This window comes from Brevibacillus sp. HB1.1, from assembly GCF_013332445.1.
Lineage (GTDB): Bacteria > Bacillota > Bacilli > Brevibacillales > Brevibacillaceae > Brevibacillus > Brevibacillus porteri.
The window spans coordinates 479,771-493,235 of record NZ_JABMIV010000001.1; the positions used below are offsets into that span (position 1 = coordinate 479,771).

Genomic DNA, 13,465 nt, shown 5'->3' on the forward strand with positions numbered 1-13,465 from the left:
ACCAACCTTTACTCATCTGATAAGCGCCTAACGACCTCTGCAACGGTGGCTGGATCCTCAGTAGGATGAACCCTTTCCATCTTGTTGATTGAGAGTGGTGCAAATGTTTGATCTTCCTGTTCTAATAGTTGTCCAATTTCCAGTACGACCCCACCTTCCGCTAGAGGAGAGCCTGTCTCCTCTAGCGTGTCCGTAACCATTGGTGGAGTAGATGACTGTATGAACGTTGCGAGCAGCCAACGAATTGGAAATGCAGCGAGGAAGAATAGGACAAATGCGATACCTGCTCTCTCCAGTGATACGAGCCAGACATTACTCGCCACAGCCGTACCCAGCGTCACAAGAAATGCGAGCATTCCTAATCCAAAATTAATCCAAATGGTTCCTAACATTTGTTATACTTCCTTCACACCTTGATTTACGGTCCTGATTTGAAGAATGCCGTTTGTGGCATCTAACTCTATTGTCCGACCGCAGTTTCCCCCTGTATCTTCTGCCACGATCTTTATATGAGCATCCTTCAATGCAAGTTTGCACGCCTCTACATTCCGAGGCCCAATCCGCATGGTGTCATTATTCCCTAAAAATGCGAACATTTGTGCACCGCCAGCCAATTTTGCAACTGTGTGTCTGGTCTCAGCACCAGCCTTCACCATCAACTGAATCAGATGGGGGATTGCTGTATCCGCATACTTGCCTATTGTTAGCTCCCCGCTTTTAGCCAAAGACGATTCAGGGAGCATAACATGTGCCATACCTGCAATTTTATGGATATGATCGTAGAGCACTACCCCTACGCAAGAACCTAAACCGGTAGTACGCAGCTTACTCGGCGGCTTTGCCACACCAAGATCAGCCATCCCTATCTTAATAATCTCCATCGAACGGAACCCCTAATGAACGAAATAGTGTTGGGAGCGATTCAGGATCAGGAATTAAGAAAAAGTTCCCTTTTACTTGTTCATTGCCTTCGAAAAAAGCGGTGTCAATCGTGAGGGCAAAGTCACCCGCTTGACCCAACGCTATTAATCCATAACTTAGAATAGCTCCAGCCATATCCACAGCGAGTGCAGGTACAGACGGTTGTAAATTTAATTGTGTAAAATCAGCTAACGATGATAGATAAGAGCCTGTTAAGATGTTGCCAATCTCATGCAGCGCTGAAATCTCCAGCTCTTCCCACTCGTACACATCTTTATTAATTCCTGTAATTTGTTCGAGTAGGTGCTTGGCAGAATCCAAATCAAGGATGAAAAACATGTTCCCTGGACAATCGCCTTCAACGCGGAGGAAGACGGTCACTACTACAGTTTCCGCTCCTCCTACACAATCTGCGACTTCGTCGAAAGGGATAATCTTGACTTGTGGAACTTTCATATCGATTTCTTTTTGTATGAGCTTGGAGAGAGCCGTGGCAGCGTGACCAGCACCGATGTTCCCGATTTCCCGTAAAACGTCAAATTGGAAATCTCCAAACTTCGTAAAATCGCCCATTTTACTTACCCCTCAATTGCGTCCAACTGCTTGATTTCCTCAGTGCTCAATACTTTATCGAGATTTAAGAGGATTAACAGTCGTTTATCCAGCTTAGCGACACCTCGCAAATAAGCGGCTTCCACTCCTCCAACAACCTCTGGAGGCGGTTCAATCGCATCAACTGGTATATCGATAACATCGTTAGCAGCATCTACAATGAGACCCACTTCCAATTCACCTACGGCCACGATAATGATTCGAGTTGCTTCGGAATAGACGCTTTCTTCGAGACTAAAGCGATTGCGTAGGTCAATAATCGGTGTCACAACGCCACGCAGATTAATAACCCCTTTGACGAAACTAGGCGTTCGCGGAACTCTTGTGATATGCTCCAGCTTTTCAATGGATCTGACCTGATGAACCTCTACGCCATACTCTTCGTCCTTCAATCGAAAGACAATCACTTTGACTTCGCTAATGACTTCTTTTTGATCGAGCATGCGGCTGCCCCTCCTTCTACTTAATCAGCGAGTTACAATCTATGATGAGCGCGACTTGTCCGTCTCCCAAGATCGTTGCACCTGAAATAGCAAATACATTGACCAGATATTTGCCGAGAGATTTTAGAACAATCTCTTGTTGACCGATGAACGAATCGACGACAAGGCCTGCCATTTTCTCACCTTTACGTACGATGACGACTGCCACTTCATCTTCCATCGTTTCCCCATTATCAGGCACTTGGAAAATGTCCTGCAGCGAAACGAGCGGAACTACACGTCCCCGGAAGTCGATCACTTTTTGGCGGTGAGCCATCATGATTTGATCTTTTTTAAATACAGCCGTCTCAATGATGGAGCTGAGTGGGACAGCGTACTTCTCATCTTTCACTTGTACCAGCATCGCGGAAATGATAGAGAGCGTAAGCGGCAATTGAATGAGGAAAATCGTGCCCTGACCGCGCACAGAATCTACGCTGACACTGCCACCCAACGATTCAATTTTGGACTTAACGACATCCAGTCCAACACCACGACCGGAAATATCAGATACAACCTCCGCTGTACTAAAGCCTGCTGCAAAAAGCAACTCGTGGATTTGCTTGTCGCTCATGCTATCTGCAGTAGCAGGATTGACAATCCCTCTCTCAAGCGCTTTTTTGAGAACTTTATCTTTATTGATTCCAGCACCGTCATCTTTTACTTCAATAAATACATGGTTCCCACTGTGGAAAGCGCGGAGCTCGATTTTTCCTTCCTCTGGCTTACCCGCCTTTTTCCGATCTGCTGGAGACTCAATTCCGTGGTCAAGCGAGTTACGCAGCAAGTGATTGAGTGGGTCCCCGATTTCGTCGATGACAGTACGGTCCAATTCTGTCTCCGCACCGATAATCTCCAGATTCACTTTTTTATTCAGATCTTTTTGCAGATCGCGAATCATACGTGGGAAACGATTGAATACTTGCTCCACTGGAACCATCCGCATGGTCAGAATGATGTTTTGCAAATCGCCACTAATCCGACTCATGTGCTCCACGGTTTCTTGCAGTTCATTCTTTCCGATCTCGCGTGCCAACTGCTCCAAACGACCGCGGTCAATGACTAATTCGCTAAACAGATTCATCAAGATATCCAAGCGTTCGATATCCACACGAATTGTTTTTCCACCAGCCGTTGCCTTCTTCACAGGTGCTTGAGGAGCTTCTGCTGCTCCTTTTTCAGCTGGCGCTGGCGTCTGTTGCACTACGGGAGCAGGTGGAGCTTCACTCTTCAATTGAATCGTTTCGATTGTCACATCTTGGATTTCCGAAATGTTAAGAATCGTAGTTCGTACTTTTTCAATCGATTGCTCCGTCACATAGGCGATTTCAAACGATTGTTCAAATCGTTCATTCTCGATATCTTCAACAGCTGGCTTCGTTTTGATCACTTCACCCATGGATTCCAATTGATCAAAAACCATGTAAGAGCGAGCAGCCTTGAGCAAGCAGTTTTCATTCAATGTCACTTTGATCCACAAAACGTTATTTCCGAGCTCCTGAGACTGCTTCAAGACCATCATTGCATAATCGTCCAGCTCATGCTCTTCAGCTGGTGTACTTTCCTCTTGCGGTGCTTCCACGACCATCGTAGCAGCTGCTACTTCCTGCTCGGCTGAAAAATCTCCAGCTACAATCGCCCGCAGCTTCTTTACAATAGCGGATACATCCGCTGAACCGTCTCCACCCTCTGTGATATCGATGACCATGCCTTCAATCAAATCTACGCTCTGAAAAATAGCGTCCATGATATCACTGGTAATCGTTAACTTCTGATTGCGAATCAGGTCAAGTACATTCTCCGCTTCGTGAGTCAAACTCGCCATGTCTTCAAAGCCCATGGTCGCCGACATCCCCTTCAATGTATGAGCGGAACGAAAAATCTCTTTGACGTGGCCAATATTACCCGGATCACTTTCCAAGAGTAACAAGTTGGCGTTGATTGCCTGTAGGTGTTCCTTTGACTCCTCAATAAACATGTCCAAATACTGATTCATATCCATAGGTGATCCACCTCCCAAAAATCAGTGCAAGAGCTTGCACAACAGCTCTGGAATCTTTTCTAATGGGGCCACGTTGTCTGCCAAGCCTGCTTGAATCGCTGCTCGTGGCATTCCGTATACGACACAACTCGACTCATCTTCGATAATACTTGTAACAGCGCCAAGCTCCTTCATACGCTTTAGCCCTTTAGTCCCATCATTTCCCATGCCTGTCATGATGATTGCCCATTTGTCTACGTTTGTCAATTGACTGACTGATTCAAACAGGATATCGACAGACGGTCTGTGACCACCTCGTGGCTCCTCTTGATGTAAATAGGCCTGAAGTCTCCCATTTACTTGACGAACTTCGAAATGGAAGCCTCCTGGAGCGATGTAAGCTGTACCATTTTCCAAATACTCGCCATCGACAACCTCGGTTACTCGAATTTGGCATAACGAGTCTAGCCGATTTGCTAACGATTTCGTGAAACCTGCTGGCATATGCTGAACGATGGCAATTGGTGCCGGAAAATTCGCCGGAATTGCAGTGAGTACACTCTGCAATGCTTTAGGACCACCCGTAGATGTACCTAAAACCACCAGTCTTGCCTTTCCGCCCACTTGTGACCGTATCACGGCAGGCGGGCTCGGTATTTTCGTACGTATTACTGGAGATGCCGGTGCAGCTTTTGATTCGGAAGATACCGGTTTGACTACGCGAGGGATCTGCTTTCTCAAACGTACTTTCGATGCTGCCGCAGCCTTCACGCGCTCGATAAGACGATCGCCCACTTTGTGGATGTCGAGAGAAATTGGACCAGACGGCTTCGTTACAAAGTCAAACGCGCCTAGCTCCAACGCATGAATCGTAGCTTCGGCCCCTTCTTTTGTCAGGCTGCTCAACATGACGATAGGAACCGGGCATTCATTCATCAGCTTTTCCAAAGCGTCCAAACCGTTCATAACCGGCATTTCAATGTCGAGAGTTAGAACATCCGGCGCCAGTTCTTTACATTTTTCAATACATTCGAGTCCATTCTTAGCTCGATCAATCACTTCAATCTCAGGATCCGTTGATAAAATGTCCGAAATTACTTTACGCATGAATGCAGAATCGTCCGTGACGAGAACGCGGATTTTGCTCATTCGAATGTCGCTCCCTTCCTACTTTTATGTCTCATCGTATGAAGTGCCTCAACTTCGCAAGAAATCCATTGAGACCACTGACAGAAGCATCTGAAGTACCCGGACGATCCAAATACCGTTCTACCAGATTTCGTATGCTTCTCGCGGCTTGCGATTGTGGATATGTAAGTAGAAAAGGACGCTGCATTTTAACAGCTTTTGAAACATAAGGATCATCCGAAACATATCCAAGCGACTGAATATCCAGATTCAAAAAGCGTTTGGAAACCATCGCAAGCTTGTCCGCCGTCATTTTCCCTTCTCTCTCCGACGACGCTCGGTTTATCACCAATCGAATGGAGACAGCGGGGTTACGTGCGTGTAGCATCTTGATGACTGCATATGCATCCGTTATCGCTGGTGGTTCGGGGGTGGTAACGAGGATGACCTCGTCTGAGGAGAGCATGAATCGCATGGATTCTTTTGAAAAACCTGCTCCCGTATCAAAAATGATTGTGTCGGCATAGCCTTGCAACGGGTCCAGATGAGAGAATAAGCGATCAAGCTTGTGATCATCTAATTGCATAATCTGTGTAAATCCAGAACCACCCGCGATAAATTCTAAGCCTCCTGGCCCATGCTCGATAATGTCCCAAACAGTCGTATCTGGCTCTAACAAATGAAACAGATGCTTTTTTGGTGTAATTCCCATTAATACATCCAGATTTGCCAGACCCAGATCCAAGTCAAACAAAACCGCCTTATGACCCTTCTCAATCAAACCAAGCCCAAAATTCAAGCTGAAATTGGACTTGCCGACACCACCTTTTCCACTCGTCACTGTCACCAGTCTAGTTGGTCGTGTCTTCTTGTTTTGTAGCATCCGCTCACGGAGTTGCTCTGCTTGGTCACGCATCTGTTTACTCTCCCATAATCATCGTTGAAACCAGCTCGGGTGTAGCTACAACGATATCATCTGGTACATTTTGACCTGTCGTTACATAGGAGAGCTGTAGATTCATCTCCTGACAAACATTCAACATCGTGCCAAAGCTGTTCGTTTCATCCGCTTTTGTAAAAATGACTTGCTTCACTTGAACTTCCGCAAAATTTTGGACGATCGCTTTCATATCGTTGAATTTGGAGCTCAAGCTAAGTACTAGATAGTTCACGCTGTCTTTTCCATGCTCCAACAATTCACGAATGCCTTCCACGTATTCATCGTTGCGAAAATTTCGTCCAGCCGTATCGACAAAAATGAGGTCACAATCACTTAAGCGTTCCATCGCTGCCGCCATTTCTTTCGGAGAAAAGACAACCTCCAGCGGGACATTCAAAATGTTTGCGTACGTCTTCAATTGTTCTACTGCTGCCATTCGATACGTATCAGCCGTGATAAAGCCGATTTTTCGTTTTTCCTTCAACATGCTGTTCGCCGCAAGCTTCGCAATGGTCGTTGTTTTTCCAACCCCTGTCGGACCGAAAAAGAAAGCATACCGTACGTTCTTACCCAGCTTTGGCGAAGATGCTGTATATGGCTCAATCATCGAAGTGATAATCGTTCGGCATACAGCAAATGCTTCTTCCTCCGTCCACTTTTCACCCGGTTGCGACATTTCCATTACTTTTCGAATGATTTCCGCTGTTAGCTCTTCAGTCACTTCTTGTTTCAGTAACTTTGCACGAATAGACTGTATCTCTGGAGGAAGTTGTTCACTTAAGTCATGCACCAACAGCTTTTGAAACATTTGACGCATATCTCGCATTTCAGTGGCAATCGCGTCATGATTACTTGCGGGTAAAGCTCTTTCTTGGGTTGTCATGACAGGAGCATGCTGCTCAGCTGGCTCTCCTTGCTTTTGCACAGCTCTCGTATCTGGGATCTCTTCTTTTGGAGGCGTCGCAACCGCGGTTTGTGTCAACGCGGCTACGACCTGCTCCCTACCTGTTGATTCAACTTGTTGATTCTCCGATGTTTTTGTCACAGTCGGTCTTCGATACGCTTGAGCAGCGGTGTACGTACCCGTCTGCGATTTGGGCAAAACGTTGTTGGTTCGATGTTCAGCTGCTACTGTTGGATTTTCTCGCTCGGATGCCTTTTCATCGACAGCAGCGATTACTTCGATTCGTTGTTTGCCAAACATCCCGAACAATCCACCTGTTTTTATCGGCTTGGAATTAAGAATCACAGCATCCATTCCTAAGTCCGTCCTGATTTTTCCCATTGCTTCTGGCATCGAATCGACAATGTAACGTTTTACCCTCACGAAATGTTCACCATCCCTACGCTTTGCACTTCAACATGTGGTTCGAGCTCGCTGTACGACAAAACGGGAACGTCTGGCATCATGCGATCTACTAATTGACGCAAGTACATTCGGACCGCTGGTGATGAAAGAATGATCGGCTGTTGACCCGAGTTGATCATTTTACTCACTTCAGTCGACATGTTTTGGAATATTCGCTGAGACGTTTCCGGATCCATCGCCAGATAGCTTCCTTGCTCAGACTGTTCCACACGTTCAGAGATTGCTTTTTCCAATCCTGCTCCAGCTGTAAGCACGCGAAGTGGTTGTCCTGGCTCCGTAAATTGGAGTGTGATCTGTCGCGCCATCGCCTGTCTCACATATTCTGTCAGTACATCTGGATCTTTTGTATACAAGGCTTGATCCGCAAGTGCTTCAAGGATGACGTTGAGATTTCGAACAGACACTTTTTCACGCAACAGCTTTTGCAATACTTTTTGTACGTCCCCAATGGCGAGCATACTTGGAATCAGCTCGTCTACGAGAACTGGTGCTGTCTCCCGTACATTGTCGATCAAGGCCCTTGTTTCCTGGCGACCTAACAATTCGTGGGCATGTCGCTTGATGACCTCTGTCAAGTGTGTAGCCACAACAGATGGCGGATCGACAACTGTATAGCCGGAAAGCTCAGCAATCTCCTTATTCTCTTCTGTTACCCATAATGCAGGTAATCCAAACGCAGGTTCTACGGTTTCTATACCAACAATAGAATCATCTTCGATCCCCGGGCTCATCGCCAGATAGTGATCCAGCATGATTTCCCCTTTTGCGACCTGGTTGCCTTTTATTTTAATCATATATTCATTCGGTCGAAGCTGGATGTTATCACGTATACGAATGACCGGTACAACGATCCCCATCTCGAGTGCTATTTGTCTTCGAATCATAATGACCCGATCTAACAAATCTCCTCCCTGCTTCACATCGGCAAGCGGGATTAAGCCATAACCGAACTCGAATTCGATCGGATCGACCTGTAACAGGTTCACGACGCTTTCTGGACTGCGTACTTCTTCCAATTGCTGCTCTTCCACCTGGTCGGCGGATTCTTGGATTTGCATCTTTTGGTTCTTCTCCATTTTCCAAGCAGCAAATCCCATTATCCCGCATACCGGAAGTACAGGCAGAATTCCAATCGGTGTAAAGAGTCCCAGCAATAACATGCATCCGGCTACGATATAGAGAAGACGCGGAAAGCTGAACATTTGCTTGACGATGTCTTCACCAAGACCTTCACCAGAAGTAGAACGCGTTACAATAATACCCGCTGCGGTCGAGATTAAGAGCGCTGGAATCTGGCTCACCAGTGCGTCACCGACAGACATGGTAGTGAATCGAGAGGCAGATTCTGCAAAGCTCATATCGTGAATGAGCATCCCGATGATAAAACCACCAATAATATTTACGATAAAAATGATAATACCCGCGATGGCGTCCCCTTTTACGAATTTGCTGGCACCATCCATTGCTCCATAAAAGTCAGCTTCGTTCTCAATCTTTTTTCTTCGGACACGTGCATCTGCTTCTGTGATCATCCCTGCATTCAGATCGGCGTCGATACTCATCTGTTTACCAGGCATCGCGTCGAGCGTAAAACGTGCTGCTACCTCAGCTACACGCTCAGAACCTTTCGTGATTACGATAAACTGAATGATGATCAAGATCAGAAACACGACGAAACCGACGACTTGATTACCACCGACTACAAAGCTACCGAACGTTTCAATAACTTTACCGCCTTCACCATGCGATAAAATATTTCTCGTCGTCGACACGTTCAAGGCTAGTCGAAAAAGTGTTGTAATAAGCAAAACCGTCGGAAAGATCGAGAATTCCAAAGTTTCTTTTGTATACATCGACACAAGCAAGATGGTCAATGCAAGGGAGATATTCAAAATCAACAGCAAATCAAGTAGCGCTGAAGGAAGTGGGATTACCATCATGACAACAATGCTTATGACAAAAAGGATCGTACCAACTTCTTTAAATTTGAATCCCACTGGTTATCCTCCTTCCATTTATTTCACTTTCCCTTGCAGCTTGTAGACGTACGCGAGAACTTCCGCGACCGCTTTAAACATCTCTTCGGGAATTTGTTGCCCAACTTCAACTTGACTATAGAGAGCCCGGGCCAAGGGCTTGTTTTCCATGGTAACGATACGATGCTTTTTCGCTACTTCCCTTATTTTTAATGCTAGATAGTCTTGCCCTTTGGCGATTACCGTCGGTGCACTCATCGCACTTGCGTCATAGCGAACGGCAACAGCAAAGTGAGTCGGGTTCGTAATAATGACATCCGCTTTGGGAAGCTCCTGCATCATACGGCGAATGGCCATACTTCTTTGCCGTTCACGAATCTTCCCTTTGATAAGCGGATCACCTTCCGCTTGCTTATGCTCGTCCTTGAGATCCTGCTTGGACATCCGCAGATTCTTTTCATGCTCATAACGCTGATAGGCGTAGTCCAGAATCGCGAGAATGAAAAGCAATAACCCGAGATAGATTCCCAGCTTTGTCACCTCTTCGGCAGTAAACGATAGGACTGCTCCGAGAGACAATAAGGAAAGCTGTACAACTTGTTCCTTTGCATTCCATAGAATGACGTACGCGACATATATGCCTGCGCTTATTTTCAATAAAGATTTCAGTAGCTCTACGAGCGAGCGTAAGGAAAAAATTCGTTTTGCCCCTTTAATCGGATCGATCTTTTCCAGTTTCATTTGGAGGGGTTCCGTACTAATTAGCCAGCCTACCTGCATGTAGTTCACCGCAAATGCGACAAGAAAACTCAAGCCCAGAATAGGTCCTACAATTTTTATCGCTTCAAATACGAGCTGCATCACGATGACTTTTAAATTTTCTTCATTTACTTGCCACGTGGTGTATGTAATCAATGACTCCCGCATCAAATCTTGAAATGTGCCTAGCATGGTAGAGCCAAGCATCATTAACAGAAAGAAAAATGCTGTCAAAGATAGGGCTGGGGAAAGATCCTGACTTTTCGCGACTTGCCCTTTTTTTCGTGCGTCTTGCTTTTTCTTGGGCGTAGCTTTTTCTGTCTTTTCCCCATTAAAAAATTGAAGATCTACTTGATAAGAAAGCCTCAATTGATTCATGGTGATCCTCCGAGCGATTTCATCATTTCTGCAAGTGCCCGGAACATGTTCCCAAACAATCCGTTCAGGGTCAGCAAGAACGCAGGCATCACCACGATAAGCAGTAAAAAACCCGCAAGCAGTTTAATGGGCAAGCCCACCACAAAGATATTAAACTGCGGGACAGATTTGGCGATAATACCAAGAGAGAGATCAACCAGAAACAATGCAACGACGATAGGCGCCGCAATCATAAATGCACTCACAAACATCGTTTGAAATGTTTTTACTGCTGTCATCATGACGTTTTCGCTTCCGAAAGCCGCCCACATGATGTCCACCGGTATAACCTGGTAACTGCTTATCACACCTTGTATCAGCATGTGATGCCCGTCAATACTGAAAAAGTACAGGACAGCCAGAATGTTTTTGAAGTTACCTGTCACCGGGATATATGTACCCGTTTTGGGGTCAATCACGTTTGCCATTGCAAGACCCATCTGCATGTCCATCAGTCCGCCGGCAACCTGAATAGCGATAAACATCATTTCACATATGTAACCAAGAATGACACCAACAAGCGCTTCCTTCATGACATACAGAATAAATGTCAAATCCATCGGAATCTCGCCTTGCACCGGCAAGGATTGAAAACTGATGACGGCCATGACAAATGCAAGACCGATTTTAAACTGATTCGGTACACCACGAATGGAAAAGAACGGAGCCGTTACAAAAAAGGCACTCATTCGGACAAAAACAAGCAAGAATACGGGCAGATACATCAGAAAAAGATTCATATGCTACCCAACAAAACGATGAAGGTTACCGAAGATCCCCATCGTAAAATCAAGCAGTACCCGAAGCATCCATGGACCAGCAGCCAAGATCACGACAAATACGGCCACGATCTTTGGAATGAAAGCGAGTGTCTGCTCCTGAATTTGTGTCGTTGCCTGAAAGACACTGACCATCAAACCGACCAGTAAGGCGACCCCAAGTGCGGGTGCCGAAATGAGCAGGATGGTATAAACAGAGCTTTGGGCGATTTGCATAAGTAATTCTTGTGTCATGCTCTACCTCCTGAGGCATTCGGAATGTCGCTAAAAACTGGTCAAAAGTGATCTCACAATGAGATACCAGCCGTCCACCATGATGAACAATAAAATCTTAAACGGCAATGAGATCATAACCGGCGGTAACATCATCATCCCCATCCCCATCAAAATACTGGAGACGATCATATCAATTACGAGAAAAGGAATGAATATCATAAAACCGATCTGAAAAGCCGTCTTCAATTCACTAATGGCAAAAGCAGGTACCAGTGCATTCAAAGGAATATCTTGGATCGATTTTGGTCGTTCGGCTTTTGTGTATTCCAGAAAAAGTGCTAAATCTTTTTCACGCGTCTGCTTTGCCATAAATTCCTTAAAGGGTATGACTGCTGCGTTAAGTGCCTGCTGTTGCGTTAGCTTGCCTTGCATAAATGGCTGCACGGCTGTTTCGTTTACTTGTCCGAGTGTCGGAGCCATAATGAAAAATGTCATAAACAACGCAAGGGCAATCAATACCTGATTCGGTGGCATTTGTTGAGTTGCCAATGCATTTCGTACAAAAGACAAGACAATCATAATTCGCGCAAAACTGGTCATTAAAAGCAAAATCGCTGGAGCTACAGATAGTACTGTCAAAATCAGTAACAGCTGAATGGCCGTCGATGTCTCCTGCGGTGTTCCAGTTCCGCCGCCTATCTTCAAATCAATGCTCGGAACAAGCGGTGTCCCCGCTGGCGCCGCCATGACCATATCAGGTACGGATAGCAACACTGCGACAAGCATCAGCACCTGCAAAAAATATTTCATTTTTGGTCCCCTCTGTCCTGAGCTTGCTCTTTCTTCCAATGTTCTGTTTGGTTTGGACGATTTTTCAAGTCGTTCCATTGACCCTGCAACAGATCTTGAAAGCTTTTACCGTCCATATCAGAAGAAAACAAGATTTCTTCTTCTGCCTGCTTTTTCTTACCGAACAGGAGCCACTCTAGCGAGAATGGGCTTTTCATTGGTTTGATCTCTGCGTCAGCCAAGATCAGATCTACCTCTTCACCCGGTTCGATCCTACGAAGCAATTGAACGTTTTCTCCCACGCCCACGATGTACAATGACTCGCCGATCATAACAACCTGAAGTGTTTTGCCATTGCCTAACGCAGTAGCGCTAATCACTTTAATTGGTCCATGACTTTGAGCCCCTTGACGTCGACCAAGAAAACGGAGCAATAAAAAGATCAATACTGCAATAAAGCCAAGCGAAAAGATGACTTGAACTAGATACCCGATCATACTTCCTGTTCCGCTGCCCGGAATGGCCGCCGGCTGTTCACTGCCGGCGGGCGCATTGCTAGTTGGCACTTTTCCCTGGTTGTACGCATCCGCTACTGAACCTTCCGCAAAAGCGGTACTCGGCAGGGAGGAGACGAAAAGCAACAGGATCAGACTGAAGGCTAAAATGAGTCTTGCCCCTGCATTCCGGATCATCATCATTAGCTCATTGTCTTTTTGATCGCTTCCAGAACGCGATCCGCCTGGAATGGTTTTACGATGAAGTCTTTTGCGCCCGCCTGGATCGCATCGATTACCATCGCTTGTTGACCCATCGCGGAGCACATGATCACACGCGCGTTAGGATCCAATTTTTTAATTTCTTTCAATGCAGAAATTCCATCCATCTCTGGCATGGTAATATCCATGGTTACGAGATCAGGTCCCAATTCTTTATACTTTTCAACTGCTTGTGCACCGTCACTTGCTTCCCCTACGACGCTGTACCCGTTTTTCGAAAGAATTTCCTTGATCATCATACGCATGAATGCTGCATCGTCTACGATTAAAACTTTGTTAGACATGAATAGCTCCTCCCTAATGCTTCCCTCTTGATTGGA

15 protein-coding genes are annotated in these 13,465 nt (G+C 45.9%); all 15 read right to left on the minus strand.

All coding sequences use genetic code 11. From position 1 onward, the window contains the following. Window positions 1–8: 8 nt before the first annotated feature. The 15 genes from HPY27_RS02255 to HPY27_RS02325 are packed head-to-tail and all read right to left on the minus strand — an operon-like array spanning window position 9 to window position 13,429. A complete protein-coding gene (locus HPY27_RS02255) occupies window positions 9–392 on the minus strand; it encodes a hypothetical protein (RefSeq protein ID WP_069849255.1) in 384 nt (127 codons plus the stop codon). A 3-nt stretch (window positions 393–395) separates the two neighbouring features. After that, entirely contained in the window at window positions 396–881 is a 486-nt protein-coding gene (locus HPY27_RS02260; protein WP_007719270.1) for a chemotaxis protein CheD, read from the minus strand. Further along, window positions 868–1,494 carry a chemotaxis protein CheC gene (locus HPY27_RS02265; RefSeq protein ID WP_017249309.1) on the minus strand — a complete coding sequence of 209 codons (627 nt, stop codon included), beginning with the start codon at window positions 1,492–1,494 and terminating at the stop codon, window positions 868–870. Before HPY27_RS02265 ends, HPY27_RS02260 begins: the two co-directional genes overlap by 14 nt. A gap of 5 nt (window positions 1,495–1,499) precedes the next feature. Then, entirely contained in the window at window positions 1,500–1,976 is a 477-nt protein-coding gene (locus HPY27_RS02270) for a chemotaxis protein CheW (RefSeq protein ID WP_017249310.1), read from the minus strand. 16 nt (window positions 1,977–1,992) lie between these two features. Further along, window positions 1,993–4,017 (minus strand): chemotaxis protein CheA, encoded by a 2,025-nt coding sequence (locus HPY27_RS02275; protein WP_017249311.1) that lies wholly within the window; start codon window positions 4,015–4,017, stop codon window positions 1,993–1,995. 21 nt (window positions 4,018–4,038) lie between these two features. Further along, the gene (locus HPY27_RS02280; protein WP_174224286.1) at window positions 4,039–5,145 is read right to left on the minus strand and encodes a protein-glutamate methylesterase/protein-glutamine glutaminase; all 1,107 of its coding nucleotides are present in this window, start codon (window positions 5,143–5,145) and stop codon (window positions 4,039–4,041) included. Window positions 5,146–5,176: 31 nt separating this feature from the next. After that, entirely contained in the window at window positions 5,177–6,040 is an 864-nt protein-coding gene (locus HPY27_RS02285) for a MinD/ParA family protein (protein ID WP_017249313.1), read from the minus strand. 4 nt (window positions 6,041–6,044) lie between these two features. Next, window positions 6,045–7,391, minus strand: coding sequence for a flagellar biosynthesis GTPase FlhF (gene flhF / locus HPY27_RS02290; protein WP_174224287.1), 1,347 nt, complete (start codon window positions 7,389–7,391; stop codon window positions 6,045–6,047). Next, window positions 7,388–9,430 (minus strand): flagellar biosynthesis protein FlhA, encoded by a 2,043-nt coding sequence (flhA, locus tag HPY27_RS02295; RefSeq protein WP_017249315.1) that lies wholly within the window; start codon window positions 9,428–9,430, stop codon window positions 7,388–7,390. The genes flhF and flhA overlap by 4 nt, the downstream gene beginning before the upstream one ends. Before the next feature lie 18 nt (window positions 9,431–9,448). Beyond that, the gene (gene flhB / locus HPY27_RS02300) at window positions 9,449–10,546 is read right to left on the minus strand and encodes a flagellar biosynthesis protein FlhB (protein WP_017249316.1); all 1,098 of its coding nucleotides are present in this window, start codon (window positions 10,544–10,546) and stop codon (window positions 9,449–9,451) included. Then, window positions 10,543–11,325, minus strand: a complete 783-nt coding sequence (gene fliR / locus HPY27_RS02305; RefSeq protein ID WP_069849267.1) for a flagellar biosynthetic protein FliR — start codon at window positions 11,323–11,325, stop codon at window positions 10,543–10,545. Before fliR ends, flhB begins: the two co-directional genes overlap by 4 nt. Window positions 11,326–11,328: 3 nt before the next feature. Then, a complete protein-coding gene (gene fliQ / locus HPY27_RS02310; RefSeq protein WP_007719290.1) occupies window positions 11,329–11,598 on the minus strand; it encodes a flagellar biosynthesis protein FliQ in 270 nt (89 codons plus the stop codon). A gap of 30 nt (window positions 11,599–11,628) precedes the next feature. After that, a complete protein-coding gene (gene fliP / locus HPY27_RS02315) occupies window positions 11,629–12,390 on the minus strand; it encodes a flagellar type III secretion system pore protein FliP (protein ID WP_017249318.1) in 762 nt (253 codons plus the stop codon). Beyond that, window positions 12,387–13,067 (minus strand): flagellar biosynthetic protein FliO, encoded by a 681-nt coding sequence (locus HPY27_RS02320; protein ID WP_174224288.1) that lies wholly within the window; start codon window positions 13,065–13,067, stop codon window positions 12,387–12,389. Before HPY27_RS02320 ends, fliP begins: the two co-directional genes overlap by 4 nt. Beyond that, on the minus strand, window positions 13,067–13,429 hold the full coding sequence (locus HPY27_RS02325; RefSeq protein WP_007719294.1) for a response regulator: 363 nt from the start codon (window positions 13,427–13,429) through the stop codon (window positions 13,067–13,069). The genes HPY27_RS02320 and HPY27_RS02325 overlap by 1 nt, the downstream gene beginning before the upstream one ends. Between the last annotated feature and the right edge of the window lie 36 nt (window positions 13,430–13,465).